The organism is Streptomyces sp. NPDC006335 (genome assembly GCF_040612795.1).
Lineage (GTDB): Bacteria > Actinomycetota > Actinomycetes > Streptomycetales > Streptomycetaceae > Streptomyces.
In genome coordinates this window covers 85,697-102,717 of record NZ_JBEXQX010000009.1, presented here as the reverse complement: position 1 = coordinate 102,717, position 17,021 = coordinate 85,697, and the positions used below count along the sequence as shown (strand labels likewise).

Sequence of the window (17,021 nt, the reverse complement as noted above, 5' to 3'; positions counted from 1 at the left end):
TGGTGGGGAGGCGATCTCGGGGTCCCCGGTAGGCTGGGAGCTGTTTCACGTGAAACACGCCCCTCGATCCGCGAAGACTGGATGAACGACGATGCATCGGTACAGGTCCCACACCTGCGGCGAGCTCCGCTCCTCTGACGTCGGTACCGACGTCCGGCTGAGTGGCTGGCTGCACAATCGGCGCGACCTGGGCGGCATCCTCTTCATCGATCTGCGCGATCACTACGGCATCACGCAGCTGGTCGCCCGTCCGGGCACGCCCGCGTACGAGGCCCTCGACAAGCTGACCAAGGAGTCCACGGTCCGCGTCGACGGCAAGGTCGTCTCCCGCGGCACCGAGAACGTCAACCCGGACCTGCCCACCGGTGAGGTCGAGGTCGAGGTCGGCGAGGTCGAGCTGCTCGGCGCGGCCGCCCCGCTGCCGTTCACGATCAACACCGAGGACGGGGTCAACGAGGAGCGGCGTCTGGAGTACCGCTTCCTCGACCTGCGCCGCGAGCGGATGCACAAGAACATCATGCTGCGGTCGTCGGTGATCGCCTCGATCCGCTCGAAGATGGTCGCCCTCGGCTTCAACGAGATGGCCACCCCGATCCTGTCGGCGACCTCCCCCGAGGGCGCCCGCGACTTCGTGGTCCCCTCCCGTCTGAACCCGGGCAAGTTCTACGCCCTGCCGCAGGCACCGCAGCAGTTCAAGCAGCTGCTGATGATCTCCGGCTTCGACCGGTACTTCCAGATCGCGCCCTGCTTCCGTGACGAGGACGCGCGCGCGGACCGTTCGCCGGGCGAGTTCTACCAGCTCGACGTGGAGATGAGCTTCGTCGAGCAGGAGGACGTCTTTCAGCCGATCGAGAAGCTCATGACCGAGCTGTTCACGGAGTTCGGCGGCGGCCGCGAGGTCACCTCGCCGTTCCCGCGGATCCCGTTCCGCGAGGCGATGCTGAAGTACGGCTCCGACAAGCCGGACCTGCGCGCCCAGCTGGAGCTCGTCGACATCACCGACGTCTTCGAGGGCTCGGAGTTCAAGGCGTTCGCCGGCAAGCACGTGCGGGCCCTTGCGGTGCCGGACGTCTCCGCCCAGCCCCGGAAGTTCTTCGACCAGCTCGGTGACTACGCGGTCTCGCAGGGCGCGAAGGGCCTGGCCTGGGTGCGGGTCGCCGAGGACGGTTCGCTGTCCGGTCCGATCGCGAAGTTCCTCACCGAGGAGAACGTCGCCGAGCTGACCAAGCGCCTGTCGCTGGCCGCCGGTCACGCGGTGTTCTTCGGCGCGGGCGAGTTCGACGAGGTCTCGAAGATCATGGGCGCGGTCCGCGTCGAGGCCGCCAAGCGCGCCGGGCACTTCGAGGAGGGCGTCTTCCGGTTCTGCTGGATCGTCGACTTCCCGATGTACGAGAAGGACGAGGAGACCGGCGCCATCGACTTCTCGCACAACCCGTTCTCCATGCCGCAGGGCGGTCTGGAGGCCCTGGAGAACCAGGACCCGCTGGACATCCTGGGCTGGCAGTACGACATCGTCTGCAACGGCGTCGAGCTGTCCTCCGGCGCCATCCGGAACCACGAGCCCGAGATCATGCTCAAGGCGTTCGAGATCGCGGGCTACGACCGCGAGACCGTCGAGGAGAAGTTCGCGGGCATGCTGCGCGCCTTCCGCTTCGGCGCCCCGCCGCACGGCGGCATCGCCCCCGGTGTCGACCGCATCGTCATGCTCCTCGCGGACGAGCCCAACATCCGCGAGACCATCGCCTTCCCGCTCAACGGCAACGCCCAGGACCTGATGATGGGCGCGCCGACGGAGCTGGAGGAGGCCCGGCTGAGGGAGCTGCACCTGTCGGTGCGTAAGCCGCAGCCCAAGTAGGACTCAGGCAGCGCGGGAAGGGCCCGGAACCGATGTCGGTTCCGGGCCCTTCCGGCGTCACAGGAAGCCACAGTCCGCTCCCACGCCCGTGACAGCCTTCTTACCTACCTTCGCTGTGCATGACGGGAATCCAGCCGGAACACCAGCAGTCGGCCCCCGGGCCGAAACACAAGAAGGACCTCACGCGGCGCAAGGTCGTCGTGGCCGGAGCGGGCGCGGCCGTGGCGGTGGGTGCGGCGGGCACCCTTGCCGCGTCGGGTGCCTTCGCGGGCGAGAAGAGCGCGGCCGCCGCCTCCGCGAGCGGTACCTCCACCGCCGCGGAGGCCTGCTACAAGCTCACCTCGGAGACCACCGAGGGCCCCTACTACATCGACGCGGACAAGATCCGCCAGGACATCACCGAGGACAAGGAGGGCATCCCCCTCACCCTCAGGCTCAAGGTGATCGACTCCGAGACCTGCAAGCCCGTCGCCGACGCGGCCGTGGACATCTGGCACTGCGACGCGCTCGGCATCTACTCGGGCTACGAGGCCGCGTCGACCGGCGGTGGCGGCACCGCCCCGACCGGCGCACCGAGCGGCACCCCCACGGGCGAGCCGCCGTCGGGCGCGCCGACCGGGGGCACCGGAGGCGGCGTCCACCAGGAGCCCACCGACGACGAGCGCTACCTGCGCGGCACCTGGAGGACCGACAAGCATGGCCAGGTCACCTTCAGGACGATCTTCCCGGGCTGGTACCAGGGCCGCTGTGTGCACATCCACACCAAGGTGCACGTCAACGGCGCGTGGACGGACGCCGGTTACGAGGGCGGCAACACCTGCCACACCGGCCAGTTCTTCTTCTCCGAGGAGGCCGTGCTCGCCTCCGCCGAGGTCGCGCCGTACTCCACCAGCACCACCGAGCGCACCACGCTCACCGAGGACACGATCTACGACCAGAGCGGCACCACGGGCGGCCTGCTCAAGCTGAAGTACAACAAGAAGAACATCGCGAAGGGCGTCGTCGGCTCCCTCACGATGGGCGTCGACCCGGACACGACGAACGACGGCACATCGATCTGATCCACGCATGAACAGGCGCCCGGGACGGCGAAGTCCCGGGCTCCTTCCGTGCCTCACGGCAGCTCAGATCACCGAGAACAGTCCGTAGCCGCCCAGCAGTGTGCCGTTGACCTGGGAGAGGCCTACGGACGCGGCCGTGAACAGCTTGCTGCCAGTAGCGGTCGGTCGGGTGGAGCCGCCCGGGAAGACCCAGACCGCGCCGGTGTAGTTGTTCTCACCGGTCGCGCTGACGAACAGCTCCGGCCTGCCGTTCTTGTCGATGTCCCCCACGGCGACCGTTGTACCGAAGAAGTCGTCGATCTCGGAGGCGCCCGGGACGCCCGCGGTGTCCTGGGAGAAGGAGTACGCGCCGGCACCGAGGGCGCCGGAGGCACGGCCGGGGATCACGGTGACCTGGCCGGCATGAATGGTGGCGAGTTTTTCGTACGGTGAGCCGACCACGATGTCGGCCAGCCCGTCCCGGTTCAGGTCGGCGACGGTCAGCGCCCCGCCGAAGGCGTCGCCCTTCTCGCTAGCGCCGGGGACACCAGCGGTGTCCTGCGTGATCTCCACCGGCTTGGTGTCGGTGGCGATGCCGGTCGGCGAGCCGTACCAGATGAGGACCCGGCCGCCCGGCTCGCCGTCCACACCGGCCTTCTCGGGCTCGTCGGGGTCGCCAGCCACGAGGTCGGCACAGCCGTCGCCGTTGAGGTCACCGGCGGACACGATGAGGCCGTTGCCCTGAAGCTGGTTGCCGAAAGCGGGATTCGCGTAGATGGCGCCGCCGCTCAGCTCGCTCAAGCGGGAGGTGGCGAGGGCCGGGTCGGGGACGGCGTTCCCGTCGAAGTCGCCGAGCGTGACGGACTCGGTGGAGGGAGTCTGCTCGTTGTACGTGACCGAACCGTAGGTGCCGTTGCGGCTGAACGGTCCGCTGAAGTACACCGACCCGTCCCAGCCTGAGACCGCGACCCGGGTTTTCGCGCCGGACCCGGTGCTGAGCGCGGCGATGTCCTGGCCGTACCGAGTCGTTTCGCCCGACGGCGAAGGCAGATCCGTCCCTCCCGCCAGCCCGCTCCTGCTGCCCCACAGGACCGTCACCGCACCGGCGTCCGTACCCTTCGAGGAGTCCTCGAGCGGCGATCCCACGACCAGGTCGGCATATCCGTCCCTGTTCAGGTCGGCGGTCGCCGTGGCCGTACCGAAGCCGTCGCCCCTCTCGGCCGTGCCCGGCACCCCGGACGTGTTCTGCGTGATCGTCTTGCGTCGGCTCGCCGCGAGCCCGGACGACGAGCCGTACAGCACGACCACCGCGCCCGCCCCCTCCTTGCCGGACACGTCCGCCCCCGGCGCGGGCAGCACGGCGTCCTTGTAGCCGTCGCCGTTGAAGTCGCCCGGCACGCCTCCGTGCACCGCGGCCGCCGGGGTGACCGGCAGCAGCGCGCCCAGCGTCACGCTCGCGGCCACCAGCGCGGCCGCACTCCATCTGCGCATGTGCACTCCCCCTAGGAAAGGAACTTGTAGCCGCCGTAGCCGGTGGCGACCTTCACCCTCGCCCCGAACGACCCCTTGCCGTCACCGTTGTTGCGCCACAGCACACCGCCGGTGTCGCGGGAGACGAGGTCCGTCTTGCCGTCGCCGGTGAGGTCCCCTACGCCGACGACGGCGTTGTAGGAGCCGCCCCAGTTGGTGAAGAGCTTCACTCGGGCCCTGAAGGTGCCGCTGCCGGTGCCGTCGTAGCGGTAGAGGGTGTTGGACGCGTCCTGGGCGAGCAGGTCGCCGACGCCGTCGCCGTTGAGGTCGCCGGCGCCGACGATCTTCTTGTAGCCCTTCCAGTTGTCGTAGAGCTTCACGCGCGCGGAGAGCGTGCCGGTGCTGGTGCCCTTGTAGAGGTAGACGGTGCCGGTGGAGGCGTTGCGGGCGACGAGGTCCGGGCGGCCGTCGCCGCTGACGTCCCCGGGCGAGGTCAGCACGTCGTACTGGTTCCAGCCGCTGGTGCCGAGCGAGGTGTACGACGTCGACGGCTTGACCGCCGACCCGCAGCCGGGCTTGTACAGGCGCAGGGCGCCGCTGCTCAGCCGGACCAGGACGTCGTTGCAGCGGTCGCCGCTCAGGTCACCGAAGGGGACCGCCTTGACGGTGGTGGGCCAGCCGCTGCCGCTGACCTTGGCCGAGAAGGCTCCCGTGGACGCCTTGCCCATCTGGAAGGTGAGCGCGCCCGAGGAGTCGAGGGTGAGGAGGTCGCCGGTGCCGTCGGGGGTGGCCGAGGCGCCGCCGAAGTCACGGGCGACGGCCGCGCCGCCGGTGACGGCGACCGTGCCGGAGGCGAGCTTCACGGCCGAGGCCGCGCCCTCCTGGGTGGCCCTGAGGGTCCAGGTCAGCGGGCCGTTGGCGGCGTAGGTCCCCACTGCCGTACGGCCGTTCCAGCTCGCGGTGACGCTCAGGCCGGCCGTGGAACCGGTGAGCGTGCGGACGGTCCGGCCGGCCGTGTCGGTGAGCGTCACGGACCAGGACGAGGTGGGCCTGCTCAGCGTCCAGGCGGGCGCCCAGGCGTTGCTCGCGGTGGTGGTGCCCTTGAGCGGGGCGGTGGCCGGGACGTTCGAACCGCGGACGGCGAGCGCGGGCCAGGCGGTACGGCTGCCGAACAGGTGCCAGTTCGCGGAGTCGCTCGTGGCGCCGGACCAGACGGCGCTGGCAGTGCCGTCCTCACCGACGCTGACCTGGCCGAGGACGTTGGCGAACGTCGAGCCCGGCAGTGCGGTCGGGCTGCTCCACCGCCCGTCGCTGCGCACGGACTCCATCAGAGTCGTCTTGTCGCCGACGGCCTGGGGCCACAGGGCGTGCACGGTGCCGTCGTCGGCGACGGCGGTGTCCCAGGCCTCGGAGACGTACGACGTGGACAGCGTCTGTACGGCCGACCAGGCGCCGGTGGCGGCGTCGCGGGTGGCGGTGCGGGTGCCGAACGTCGTGGTCCAGTCGACCCAGACGAGGGTGACGTCACCGCCCGGCGCGATGAGCGGCTCGGGAGTGCCGGCGAGGCTGTCGGTGGCGGTGACCGTCTCGGGAGCGGCCCAGACGCCGGCGGCGGAGCGGGCGGCGGTGAGGATCGACTGGTCCTCGGACGCGTCGGTGCCCTCGTACGCGACGGTCACGGTGCCGTCGTCGGCCGCGCTGACCTCGGGGTCGCTGATCGACTGGTAGCTCGGGGTCGCGGCTGCGGGAGCGGTCCACGTGGTGGCGCCGGGCGCGCGCGAGACCGTGCGCACCGAGGCGGATGGGCCGTCGGTCTGCTTCCACACCACGACGACGGTGCCGTCGGAGGTGACGGCGACGCTCGGCGCGTGGGCGCTGTCGGCGCCGTCCGCGGCCGTGTCGCTGAGCTGTGCGGCCGCCGACCAGGTGCCGTCGGCGGCGCGGGTGCGGGCGTACACCTCCCACGGGGAGCTGCCGGAGTCGGTGCGCACGCTCCAGACCGCGGTGAGCGTGCCGTCGGGTGCCTCGGCGAGGTCGATGCCGCCGTCGCCCCAGGCCGTGTCGGTGCCGACGAGTTCGACCGGCGTGGACCAGCCCGAGTGGTCGGCGGAGAGCACGGAGGTGACGACCCGGCTGTCGAAGGGACCGGCGCCGGGCGAGGTCTCGTCCGGGTACTCCGTCCACAGCGCGGTGACCGTGCCGTCGGCGGAGGCGTGCAGTGTGACGCCGCCCGCCTCGTCCGGGGTGGTGGTGAGCAGGGCCGGCGTGCCCCAGGTGTCGCTGCCGGCGGGGCGGACCGCGGCGTAGAGCTTGCGCTCGGTGCTGTCCGTGTCCGCGAACTGGTTCCACACCGCGACGGCGGACCCGTCGGCGGCGGTCACCAGGTCCTTGACGTAGGTGTCGGTGTCGGCGCCGGTGACGGCGGTGGCCGAGGTCCACGGGACGGCCGGGGCCGCCACGGCCGCCGTCGTCGGAAGCACGGCGCCGCCCGCCAGGGCCAGCGCCACCGAGGAGACCGCGACCGCCAGACGGCGGCGCGGCAGGGCGTATCTGCCCATGTGGGTTTCCCTCCCCGCGAGGGCCCATGCCCTCGCACAAGTGATCGGACGCTATCAGCGTCAGGACCGGGCGCGGCGGGCGGGCCCGGAGCCCGGAAATTTCTTCCCGGTGGCGGCAACCCCCTTGATCCCGGCGGCCACTTGAGGACGGAAGCGCCTTCACCGGTGCTCCATGAAACACACATGTCCCACCACCGCTCGTAAGGAAATCCCCGTGGCCTCTGCCTCCCACCGCCGGTCCCTCCGCAAGCGCCGCACCCTGGTCGTCTCCGCCGCCGTGGTGGCGGCGGGCGTCGGCGCCGGTGCCGTCGTGATGAACGCGAACGCCCAGGCCGTGGACCTGTCCCACCAGACGCTCGCCGCGAAGGACGGCTGGGCGTCCTCCGGCACGGGCACGACCGGGGGCACCAAGGCCGACTCCGCGCACACCTTCACCGTCTCCACGCGGGCACAGCTGGTGAAGGCGCTCGGGTCCGCGTCCGACACCACTCCGCGGATCATCAAGGTCAAGGGCACGATCGACGCCAACACCGACGACGCCGGCAAGAAGCTGACCTGCGCGAACTACGCGTCCGGGACGGGCTATTCGCTCGCCTCGTACCTGAAGGCGTTCGACCCCGCGACCTACGGCCGCTCGAAGCTGCCGTCGGGCACGCAGGAGACCGCGCGGGCCGCCGCCCAGAAGAAGCAGGCCGCGAACATCGTCTTCAAGGTGCCCGCGAACACGACGATCGTGGGCGAGCCGGGCACCAAGGCCGGGATCTCCGGCGGCATGCTCCAGATCCAGAACGTGGACAACGTCATCTTCCGCAACCTGACCTTCGCCGCCACCGAGGACTGCTTCCCGCAGTGGGACCCGACGGACGGCGACGACGGCAACTGGAACTCCAACTACGACTCGGTGACGCTGCGCGGCGCGACCCATGTCTGGGCGGACCACAACACGTTCACGGACGCGCCGCACCTGGACTCCGCGAACCCGAAGTACTTCGGCCGCGAGTACCAGATCCACGACGGGGCGCTGGACATCACCAAGAGCTCGGACCTGGTGACCGTCTCCCGCAACCAGTTCACCAACCACGACAAGACGATGCTGATCGGCAGCAGCGACAGCGAGCCGAGCGGCAAGCTGCGGGTCTCGATCCACCACAACGTGTGGAAGGGCATCGTCCAGCGGGCGCCGCTGGCCCGCGTCGGGCAGATCCACATCTACAACAACCACTACGACGTGACGACCCTGAACGGCTACGCGCTGCAGTACAGCATCAACTCCCGCGCCAAGGCCCAGGTCGTCGCCGCGAACAACTACTGGACGGTCCCGTCGAGCGTGAAGGTCTCCAAGCTGCTGTCCGGCGACGGCACGGGTGCGATCGCGGGCTCCGGCAACCTGGTCAACGGCACGGCGACCGACCTGGTGGCCGCCTACAACGCCGCGTCCTCGAAGGACCTGAAGACGACGGTGAACTGGACCCCGACCCTGACGGCGGGCCTGGAGACCTCCGCCTCGTCGGTGAAGAACCTGCCTACGTCACTGGCCACGACGACCGGGGCGGGCGTGCTCCAGTAGCACAAGAGACACGCGAGGGCCGGGTGACCACGAGCCCCCGGCCCTCGCGTACCGACGCACTCAGGTGTCGTAGGTCCCGTCCCACGGTTCCGCGAAGGCGAGGCGGTCCGGGTAGAGCTCCGCCCACTGCTCGCCCTCGTCCTCGCGGATCACCAGGCCGAAGCGGACGCCCTCGTGGGTGACGCTGAAGGGGCGGATCGCGATGTCCGTGTACGAGCGGCGCGGGAGGCTGCGGAGCAGGGTCGCGCGGTGGACCTGGGCGCGGGTGAGGGGCGAGGCGTCGCCGCCCGGGTCACGCTGCTGATCCGCCCAGGTACCGGCGCACCAGATGTCCGAGTCGCGGTAATTGCCCTCGGCGTCGAAGGTGTGCAGGACCGCGTACAGGCGTTTCTGATCTTCCCAGCCCTCCTCGAGGCGGAATCCCTCAGGGAAGGCATATGTGATCGACGCCAGGAACTGACCCTCCGCATACCGCCCGATCGTCTCGGTGCGGTGCTTCGGCTCGTACGCGACAGGAATGACCCCGGGCACTGCCATGGCGCAAACCATACGGCTTGGCGCGGACACGGCAGTAGCGGGGTCCTTCCGATCGGTGTCCCCGAGCGGTCTACTCGCCGCCGAAGCGCTCCTTGTACGTCTCCAGGTCCTCGTCCGTCAGCTTGGCGAAGAGGACCGGGGGAACGGTGAACGCGATGCCCGGGGTGAGGGCGGTGAGGGCGCGGGCCTCGTCGGCGGTGACCCAGGTGGCGGTGTCGGAGGGCAGGGCGAAGGCCTGGCGCATGGCGGCCGAGGTGGCCGGGATGAACGGCTCCGAGACCACCGCGTACAGGTGGATCAGGTTCATCGCGGTGCGCAGGGTCAGCGCCGCGGCGTCCTTGTCGGTCTTGATCTCCAGCCAGGGGGCCTTCTCCTCCAGGTAGGAGTTGCCCGCCGACCACAGGGCGCGCAGCGCGGCCGCCGCCTTGCGGAACTGGAGCGCCTCCATCTGGGCCTCGTACTCGGCGAGCAGGCGTGCGATCTCCTCGCCCAGCCTCGCCTCCGCCTCCCCCGGCGCACCGCCCGCCGGGACCTCCTCGCCGAAGCGCTTCTTCGAGAAGGACAGGACGCGGTTGACGAAGTTGCCGAGGGTGTCGGCGAGGTCCTTGTTCACCGTCGCCGTGAAGTGCTCCCAGGTGAAGGACGAGTCGTCCGACTCGGGGGCGTTGGCGATCAGGAAGTAACGCCAGTAGTCGGCCGGGAGGATGTCCAGGGCCTGGTCGGTGAAGACGCCCCGCTTCTGGGACGTGGAGAACTTCCCGCCGTAGTACGTCAGCCAGTTGAACGCCTTGACGTAGTCGACCTTCTTCCACGGCTCGCGCACCCCGAGCTCGGTGGCCGGGAACATCACCGTGTGGAAGGGGACGTTGTCCTTCGCCATGAACTCGGTGTAGCGGACATCGGTGTCGACGTCGTACCACCACGACTTCCAGTCCCTATTCTCCGGGTCGAGGTCCGCCCACTCCTTCGTCGCGCCGATGTACTCGATCGGGGCGTCGAACCAGACGTAGAAGACCTTGCCCTCCGCCGCCAGCTCCGGCCAGGTGTCGGCCGGGACGGGCACGCCCCAGTCCAGGTCACGGGTGATCGCGCGGTCGTGCAGGCCCTCGGTCAGCCACTTGCGGGCGATGGAGGAGGCCAGCTGCGGCCAGTCGTCCTCGTGCCGGGCGACCCACTCCTCGACCTCGTGCTGGAGCTTGGACTGGAGGAGGAAGAGGTGCTTGGTCTCGCGGACCTCCAGGTCGGTGGAGCCGGAGATCGCCGAGCGCGGGTCGATCAGGTCGGTGGGGTCCAGGACCCGCGTGCAGTTCTCGCACTGGTCGCCGCGGGCCTTGTCGTAGCCGCAGTGCGGGCAGGTGCCCTCGACATAGCGGTCCGGGAGGAAGCGGCCGTCGGTCGGGGAGTAGACCTGGCGGATCGCCCGCTCCTCGATGAACCCGTTCTCGTTCAGGCGGCGGGCGAAGTGCTGGGTGATCTCGACGTTCTGCGCGCTGGAGCTGCGGCCGAAGTAGTCGAAGGCGAGCGCGAAGCCGTCGTAGACCGCCTTCTGCGCGTCGTGCGCCTGCGCGCAGAACTCGTCGACCGGCAGGCCCTGCTCCTTCGCGGCCAGCTCCGCCGGGGTGCCGTGCTCGTCCGTCGCGCAGATGTAGAGGACCTCGTGGCCGCGCTGGCGCAGGTAGCGGGAGTAGACGTCCGCCGGGAGCATGGACCCCACCATGTTGCCCAGGTGCTTGATCCCGTTGATGTACGGAAGGGCGCTGGTGATGAGGTGTCGAGCCATCGGGGGCTGCTCCCAGGTTGGTCGTGCGGGTGAGTCGCGTCGCGAGTCTTGAAATCGTATCCGACATGGGTGGGCCGCCCGCTTCCCCTTTTACGGGGTGGGAAGCGGGCGGCCCGGTGGTGCGCTGTGGTGATCTCCGGGGGTTACGGGCGCCAGTTCGCCAGGATGCCCTCGTAGACCTCCGCGTCCGTGAGCTCCTTCGGGGTCTCGCCCGCGAGGAAGTGGGACGTGTTCGCGAGCTTGAGCTTGCGGAGGTAGTCGAACGCCTTGTTCTCCGGGTCACCGAAGGCGACGAACGAGAAGAACACGGCGGGGTGGCTCTTCGCCGCCTCCGTGAGCGCCTGGGTGGCGGGGGTCTTCGCGTCCGGGGCGCCGTCGGTCTGGAAGACGACCAGGGCGGGGGTGTCCGGGGACTCCTTGGTGTGGTGCGCGAGGACTTCCTCGACGGCCGCGTGGTAGCTGGTACGGCCCATGCGGCCCAGCCCGGCGTGCAGGTCGTCGATCTTGTTCTCGTACTCGGCGAGGGTGAGCTCGCCGGTGCCGTCGAGTTCGGTGGAGAAGAAGACGACGTGGATCTTGGACTCGGGGTCCAGGTGAGCGGCGAGGGCGAGCGTCTGCTCCCCGAGCGCCTGCGCGGAGCCGTCCTTGTAGTACGGGCGCATGCTCGCGGAACGGTCCAGGACGAGGTACGTCCTCGCGGTGGTGCCGGTGAGGTCGTGGGCGGCGAGGGTGGCGGCGGCCGCGTCGTAGGCGGTGCGGAGGGTGGCCGGCACGGCGGGGCCGGGGGCCGGCTCGGAGTCCGGCTCCACCTGCGGTTCCTCGACGGTTTCGGCGACCGGCTCCGTGACCTGCGAGGCTTCGGCCTCCGGTGTGCCGGGGGTCGGCTCCTCTACGACCGTCTCCTGCGCGACCGGCTCCTCGGCGACGGGCTCGCTGGAAGAGGGCGCGTCGGAGGTGGGCTCTTCGTCGGCCGGGGTCTCGGAGGCCGCTTCCTCGGCGACGGGCTCGTCGGCGGGGGGCTCCTCGGAGGTGGTTCCCTCAGCGGCCTTCTCCTCCACGGCTGCCCCGGGCTCCGTCGCCGGCTCCTCGGACGTGGCATCCTCGGCGACCGGTTCCTCAGCGGACGCGTCCGGCAAAGCCGTCGGCTCCTCTACGGCCGCGTCCTGAGCCACCGCTTCGTCAGCGGCGGGTACCTCAGACGCCGCGCTCTCGGCGGGCGTCTCCTCGGCGGTAGCCGCGTTCTCGGCCGTCGTCTCCTCGGCGGGCGCCTCGGGCTCGGCCGTCGTCTCCTCGCTGGGCCGCCCGTTCGCAGCCGCGGACTCGTCCGGAACCCGCCCCGTCTGAGCCGCCGGCTCCTCAGCCTCCGCCGTCTCGGTTTCAGCCGTCCCGGCCTCCGCCGTCTCGACCGCCGGCCCTTCGGCCTCCGCCGTCTCGGCCGCCGGCGCCTCGGCCTCCGCCGTTCCGGCCTCCGCCGTCTCGACCGCCGGCGCCTCGACCGCCGGCGCCTCGACCGCCGGCGCCTCGGCCTCCGCCGTCCCGACGTCCGCCGTCTCGACCGCCGGCGCCTCGGACGCCACGGCCTCCACGCCCGCCTCCTCGCCCACGGCAGGCGCCGACGCCTCTTTCACCGGCGTCTCCGTGACCGGCTCCGGCTCCACCGGCGTCTCCGTGACCGGCTCCTTCTCTACCGGCGTCTCCGTGACCGGCTCCGGCTCCACCGGCGTTTCCGTCACCGGCGTCTCGTCCACCTGTCCCGCCGCCGGAGGCACCTGCTTCGGGACCGTCACCTTGTCGAAGGCGGCCGCGACCAGCTCGTGCTCGGACTCGGTGGAGAGCGTGGCGGTGCGCGGTTCGGGGACCGCGGCCGCCGCAGGCGTCGGCTCGGAGGCCGCCGGAGACGGGGTCGGCTCGGTCGCGGGGGACGGGAGCTTCGCTTCCGTCGCCTCCTGCGAAGGAACCGCACCCTCTGCCTCGGTGGCAGCGCCCTTGCGTGATCGGCCGCCGAACGCGTTCCGCAGGAGAGTGAGAATGCCCATGTGCGCAACCCTTCGCATGAGTTGTAGCCCGTCAATCCCTGGCCAGGACGGACACGTAAGGTTAGCGGCCCCTGGGGGCGATCTTGGGCAGGGGCAGGTGGCCAGGGGCCCGGGCGTCAAGACCTACTTCCGGACTTCACCCGCGCGTGACGTCAACTCCGCTACGTCCACCCCGGGTTCATCCACCGTTCACCGCCCCGCCCCGCTCTCGCACGGACCCGCGCCTACCGTCCGTCAAGCGAGCTTCAAGGGGAAGCAAGGGGAGAGCAAAAGTGCGCGCACAGCTGCCGTTGATCAACACCGTCCATGGGCGGTCCGCCCTGACCTGCCGTTTCCGGTGTGGTGACGCCTGTTTCCACCCGGCGCCCAACACCTCCGCCAACCCGTACGTCGGTGACGTCATCGCCACCGCGCTCAGCCGCCGCTCGATGATGCGCGCCGCCGCCGTCGTGACCGTCGCCGCCGCGGCCGGCACCGCGGGCACCGTCGTCACGGCCCCGTCGGCCGAAGCCGCCCAGCAGGTCACCGGCAAGCCCGAGCCCAAGGGCAAAGCCGCCCGCGGGCTGCGGTTCACCCCCGTCGCGCCCAACACCGACGACACCGTGACCATCCCGGACGGCTACTCCCAGAACGTCGTCGTCCGCTGGGGCGAGCCCATCCTGCGCGGCGCCCCCGCCTTCGACCCGGAGCACCAGACCGCCGCCGCCCAGGCCGGCCAGTTCGGCTACAACAACGACTTCCTCGCGCTGCTGCCCCTCCCGGGCGAGCGCGGCCGGCAGGTGCTCGTCGCCAACCACGAGTACACCGACGAGGTCCTGATGTTCCGCGGCTACGACGCCGCGAACCCCACCCGCGAGCAGGTCGAGGTCGCCTGGGCCGCGCACGGGCTGTCCGCCGTCGTCGTGGAGGAGAACAAGAGGAACGGCGCGCTCACCGTCGTACCCCGGCACCACCTCAACCGGCGCGTCACCGCCACCACCGCGTTCCGGCTGACCGGGCCCGCCGCCGGGTCCGAGCTGCTCAGGACCTCCGCCGACCCGACCGGCCGGAAGGTCCTCGGCACGCTCAACAACTGCTCCGGCGGCACCACCCCCTGGGGCACCACCCTCCACGGCGAGGAGAACTTCAACCAGTACTTCGCCAACGCGAGCCGCGCGACGGACAAGCGGTACGGGATCGGGACCGGCGCCAGTGAGCGCAAGTGGGAGCGGTTCGACAAGCGGTTCGATGTCGCCCAGGAGCCCAACGAGGTGCACCGCTTCGGATACGTCGTCGAGCTCGATCCGTACGACCCCACCTCCACGCCCCGCAAACACACCGCGCTCGGCCGGTTCAAGCACGAGGGCGCGACCGTGCGGCTCACGCACGACGGCCGTCCTGTCGTGTACTCCGGGGACGACGAGCGGTTCGACTACTTCTACAAGTTCGTCGGCAGCAAGCGGATGAAGCACGGCAGCTCGCGGGCCGTACGGGAGCACAATCTCTCCCTGCTCGACGAGGGGACCCTGTACGTCGCCCGGCTCACCGGTGACTCCCCCGCCCTCGAGATCGACGGGACCGGGAAGCTGCCCACCGACGGGGAGTTCGACGGCGGCGGGGAATGGATCCCGCTGGTCACCGCCACGGCGAAGGGGGCCGTGTCGCACGTCGAGGGCATGACCGCCGACGAGGTGTGCGTCTTCACCCGGCTCGCGGGCGACAAGGTCGGGGCGACCAAGATGGACCGGCCCGAGGACATCGAGTCCAACCCACGCACCGGCAAGGTGTACGTGGCCCTGACGAACAACACCAACCGCGGGGTCGGCGCCAATGCCCCGGCCGACGAGGCCAACCCGCGCAACGCCAACAAGCACGGGCACATCCTGGAGCTCACCGAGCGGTGGAACCGTGCCGACAGCACGAGGTTCGCCTGGACGCTGTTCCTCGTCGCCGGTGACCCGGAGGACCCCGCGACCTACTTCGCGGGCTTCCCCAAGGACGACGTCAGTCCCATCTCCTGCCCGGACAACGTGGCCTTCGACCCGCACGGGAACCTGTGGATCTCCACGGACGGCAACCAGCTCGGATCGCACGACGGACTGTTCGGCGTGGCCACCCAGGGCGAGCGGCGCGGTGAGCTCAAGCAGTTCCTGACGGTGCCGACGGGGGCGGAGACCTGCGGTCCGCTGGTGCAGGACCGGCGGGTGCTGGTGGCCGTGCAGCACCCCGGTGAGATCAGTGGGGCGACCGTGGAGAAGCCGGCGAGCACCTGGCCCGACGGGGCGGGCAGGATCGTGCGGCCGGCCGTGGTGGCCGTCTGGCGCGAGGACGGGTGCGACATCGGCGTGTAGCGGCGGACGCGGGGCGCGCCGGCGGCCCGGCTCCCGACGGGCGCGCGGGGCCCCGCACCCTCAGGAGGATCCGGTGATCGTCCTCCCGACCACTGCCTGCGAAGGGGCCGGGCCGTGCAGTGTGATGTCCACCAGCAGGGCCCGGTGGTCGGTGTCCGCCAGGTCCAGGAAGCGGGCGTCGCGCGCGGAGAAGTCCGCCGACACCAGCACGTGGTCGATCTGCGCGCCGATCGCCGGGGCGGTGCGGGCCGGCCAGGTCGGTGTGCGGCCCGATCCCGCGAGGCGGGCCGCGTCGCGCAGCCCGGTGTCGAGGATCGCGCGGAAGGCCGCGTGGTCCTGGGAGGCGTTGAAGTCGCCGGCCAGGACGACCGGTGCTTTGCCCGCGGCAGCCGCGTAGTCGCGCAGCTTCCCCAACTCCCGCCGCCACACGTCCAGTTGTCCGGGCAGCGGGGGCATCGGATGCGCGAGTTGCAGCCGTACGGCGTGACCGCGCACGTCGGCGACGGCCCCGGGCATGCCCATGGTGCTGTCCTGGATCCCGGCGGCGGACTTCAGGGGGAAGCGGCTGAGGACGACGGACCCCGTCGAGCCGGCGCCCTCCACGGACCGCCGGTACGGGTAGCCCTCGGACAGGGACCGGCGCAGCGTCGCCGAGCAGCCGTACTCGCACTCCGCCACGAACACGATGTCCGGCTTCTCCTCGCGGACGGCGGTGACGAGGGCGTCGGTGGCCCGCCCGAACTCGACGTTGGAGGTGAGGACGCGCAAGGAGGCGAGCACCCGCCCGTCCGGCTCGCGGCCCTGGCCGTACGGGGCGATGAACCACGCCAGCAGGGCGAGGACGACGGCCGCCCAGATCGTCCCGGCCCACCAGCGGGTGAGCAGGGCGAGGGCCAGGCCCGCCGCGGTGGGCGCGAGCAGCCAGGGGAGGAAGGCGAGGAGCTGGGGGACGGGGGTGACGCCGTCCGTGTCGGCGAGCCGGCAGCCCAGGATCACGCTCACCGCGGTGAAGAGCAGGGCGGCGGTCCAGGTACCGAGTCTTCGGCGGGTCACCGTCCCGAGCCTACGAGCGGGCGTCGGCCTTCGCCAGGAACTCCCCGAGCACGGCGTTGAACTCCTCCGCCCGTTCCAGGTTCGGCAGGTGTGCCGCCCCCTGAAAGACGTGCAGTTCCGAGTGGGGGAGCGCCGCGTGCATGGCCTCGGCGTCGGCGACCGGTGTGTAGGTGTCGTCGGCGCCCACCAGCACCAGCGCGGGGACCGTGACCCGGGTGAGCAGTTCGCGGTAGTCGGGGCGGGCGGCGCGGGCGCGCAGGGCGGCCGCCGCGGACGCGGGGCGGGTGGCCGTCATCATGCCGTGGACGTGCGCCTTGACCTCGGGGGAGGCGTACGGCGCGACCATCTTCTCCAGCACTTCGTCGGCGTACCCGCGCATCCCCTCGCGCTCCAGCCGGTCCGCCGTCGCGTGCCGGACCCGCACGCCCTCGGGGGTATCCGCCGCCGGGAAGGTGTCGGCGAGGACCAGGCCCCGGATCCGCTCGGGGAAGCGCCGGTAGCAGTCCATGGCGATCTGGCCGCCCATGGACAGGCCCGCCAACACGCAGGCGGACACGTCGAGTTCGTCCAGCAGGGCCTCGATGTCCTGGGCGAAACGCTCGAAGCGGTCGACCTCGGCGGCCGGCGCGGAGGTGCCGTAGCCCCGCAGGTCCGGGGCGACCACGCGGCGCGAGGCGGCGAACGCCTCAATCTGCGGGCGCCACATCGTGTGGTCGAAGGGGTGGCCGTGCACCAGGACCAGGGGGATCGCCGTCATGACGCCGACCCTAGGTCGGCGCCACTTCTCGGGGCAAT

11 protein-coding genes are annotated in these 17,021 nt (G+C 71.0%); 4 read left to right on the top strand and 7 right to left on the bottom strand.

Annotated features, from left to right (window positions below):
• The first annotated feature begins 91 nt into the window (after positions 1 to 91).
• Together aspS and ABZ098_RS24790 are read left to right on the top strand one after the other, a co-directional pair.
• Positions 92 to 1,855 carry an aspartate--tRNA ligase gene (gene aspS / locus ABZ098_RS24795; protein ID WP_356594583.1) on the top strand — a complete coding sequence of 588 codons (1,764 nt, stop codon included), beginning with the start codon at positions 92 to 94 and terminating at the stop codon, positions 1,853 to 1,855.
• A gap of 119 nt (positions 1,856 to 1,974) precedes the next feature.
• Positions 1,975 to 2,916, top strand: coding sequence for an intradiol ring-cleavage dioxygenase (locus ABZ098_RS24790; RefSeq protein ID WP_356594581.1), 942 nt, complete (start codon positions 1,975 to 1,977; stop codon positions 2,914 to 2,916).
• Between the two features lie 63 nt (positions 2,917 to 2,979).
• Here ABZ098_RS24790 and ABZ098_RS24785 read toward each other — a convergent pair whose 3' ends face one another.
• Together ABZ098_RS24785 and ABZ098_RS24780 are read right to left on the bottom strand one after the other, a co-directional pair.
• The gene (locus tag ABZ098_RS24785) at positions 2,980 to 4,386 is read right to left on the bottom strand and encodes a VCBS repeat-containing protein (RefSeq protein ID WP_356594579.1); all 1,407 of its coding nucleotides are present in this window, start codon (positions 4,384 to 4,386) and stop codon (positions 2,980 to 2,982) included.
• An 11-nt stretch (positions 4,387 to 4,397) separates the two neighbouring features.
• Positions 4,398 to 6,923 (bottom strand): FG-GAP-like repeat-containing protein, encoded by a 2,526-nt coding sequence (locus ABZ098_RS24780; RefSeq protein WP_356594577.1) that lies wholly within the window; start codon positions 6,921 to 6,923, stop codon positions 4,398 to 4,400.
• Between the two features lie 214 nt (positions 6,924 to 7,137).
• Between ABZ098_RS24780 and ABZ098_RS24775 the strand changes: the two genes are divergently transcribed.
• Complete coding sequence (locus ABZ098_RS24775; protein WP_356594575.1) at positions 7,138 to 8,490, top strand: polysaccharide lyase family 1 protein; 1,353 nt, start codon at positions 7,138 to 7,140, stop codon at positions 8,488 to 8,490.
• 60 nt (positions 8,491 to 8,550) lie between these two features.
• Here ABZ098_RS24775 and ABZ098_RS24770 read toward each other — a convergent pair whose 3' ends face one another.
• From ABZ098_RS24770 to ABZ098_RS24760, 3 genes are all read right to left on the bottom strand, one after another.
• Complete coding sequence (locus tag ABZ098_RS24770) at positions 8,551 to 9,027, bottom strand: hypothetical protein (protein ID WP_356594573.1); 477 nt, start codon at positions 9,025 to 9,027, stop codon at positions 8,551 to 8,553.
• 70 nt (positions 9,028 to 9,097) lie between these two features.
• Entirely contained in the window at positions 9,098 to 10,807 is a 1,710-nt protein-coding gene (metG, locus tag ABZ098_RS24765; protein ID WP_356594571.1) for a methionine--tRNA ligase, read from the bottom strand.
• Positions 10,808 to 10,950: 143 nt separating this feature from the next.
• Positions 10,951 to 12,843: a VWA domain-containing protein gene (locus tag ABZ098_RS24760; RefSeq protein WP_356594569.1), complete on the bottom strand. Its 1,893-nt coding sequence runs from the start codon at positions 12,841 to 12,843 to the stop codon at positions 10,951 to 10,953.
• A gap of 272 nt (positions 12,844 to 13,115) precedes the next feature.
• Between ABZ098_RS24760 and ABZ098_RS24755 the strand changes: the two genes are divergently transcribed.
• Complete coding sequence (locus tag ABZ098_RS24755; RefSeq protein WP_356594567.1) at positions 13,116 to 15,173, top strand: PhoX family protein; 2,058 nt, start codon at positions 13,116 to 13,118, stop codon at positions 15,171 to 15,173.
• Between the two features lie 60 nt (positions 15,174 to 15,233).
• Here ABZ098_RS24755 and ABZ098_RS24750 read toward each other — a convergent pair whose 3' ends face one another.
• The gene (locus tag ABZ098_RS24750) at positions 15,234 to 16,226 is read right to left on the bottom strand and encodes an endonuclease/exonuclease/phosphatase family protein (protein WP_356594565.1); all 993 of its coding nucleotides are present in this window, start codon (positions 16,224 to 16,226) and stop codon (positions 15,234 to 15,236) included.
• A 10-nt stretch (positions 16,227 to 16,236) separates the two neighbouring features.
• Entirely contained in the window at positions 16,237 to 16,983 is a 747-nt protein-coding gene (locus ABZ098_RS24745) for an alpha/beta hydrolase (RefSeq protein WP_356594563.1), read from the bottom strand.
• Positions 16,984 to 17,021: the final 38 nt, after the last annotated feature.